Below are 860 nucleotides of genomic sequence, written 5' to 3'. Positions count from 1 at the left end.
GAGCCTATTTAAGAGAACTAAGAAAGAACAAATGATGAAAGCAAACTTTATTGTCGTAGAGGGCCTTGAAGGCGCGGGGAAAAGCACTGCGATTAAAACGGTTTTGGACACGCTCAAACAAGCGGGAATCGAAAACATCGTTAACACGCGTGAACCTGGTGGGACACCTCTTGCCGAGAAGATGCGCGCTTTAGTCAAGGAAGAGCATGAAGGCGAAGAGTTGAAAGACATGACAGAGTTGCTTCTGTTGTACGCCGCGCGTGTTCAACTGGTTGAGAATGTGATTAAGCCAGCGCTTGCAAACGGACAATGGGTTGTTGGCGATCGCCATGACTTGTCATCACAAGCTTACCAAGGTGGTGGCCGTCAAATTGATGCGTCACTCATGAAAAACCTTCGTGACACCACGTTGGGTGACTTTAAGCCCGCATTTACACTTTATATGGATATCGACCCTTGTATCGGTCTTGAGCGCGCTCGTGGTCGTGGCGAGCTAGACCGTATTGAAAAGATGGATATCAGCTTCTTTGAGCGCACTCGTGAGCGTTACTTGGAAATCGCTAATGCTGATCCGTCAATTGTTGTGATCAATGCAGAACAATCGATTGAAGAAGTGTCTCGTGATATTCAAGACGCCTTGAACGAATGGTTGTCTCGCCAGTAAGTAAAAAGCGAATATAGGTTACGCATGTTTAATGATTTTCCTTGGCTAAAGCCAGCATGGGAGAACCTCAAATCTGGGTTGGATTCAGATCGAATTCCTGGAGCTTTATTGCTGCAAAGTAATAAAGGCTTGGCAGTAGAAAAGCTTGTTGAGTTTTTTAGTCATGCACTTCTTTGTCAAAACTACAGCAGCGAAG

At 45.6% G+C, this 860-nt stretch carries 1 protein-coding gene and 1 pseudogene; both read left to right on the top strand.

Translation table 11 applies throughout. The features are described 5' to 3' along the window. Nucleotides 1-31: 31 nt before the first annotated feature. Entirely contained in the window at nucleotides 32-664 is a 633-nt protein-coding gene (gene tmk, locus R8N49_RS25975) for a dTMP kinase (RefSeq protein WP_020841031.1), read from the top strand. A gap of 24 nt (nucleotides 665-688) precedes the next feature. Beyond that, nucleotides 689-860: pseudogene (locus tag R8N49_RS25970) on the top strand (DNA polymerase III subunit delta'); the annotation flags it as partial.

It is taken from the genome of Vibrio sp. 1978, assembly GCF_033344345.1.
This window is presented reverse-complemented; position numbering and strand designations above follow the sequence as displayed.

Excerpts from the sequence above, each read along its gene's own strand:
- tmk (WP_020841031.1), top strand. The coding sequence starts at position 32 with ATGATGAAAGCAAACTTTATTGTCGTAGAGGGCCTTGAAGGCGCGGGG.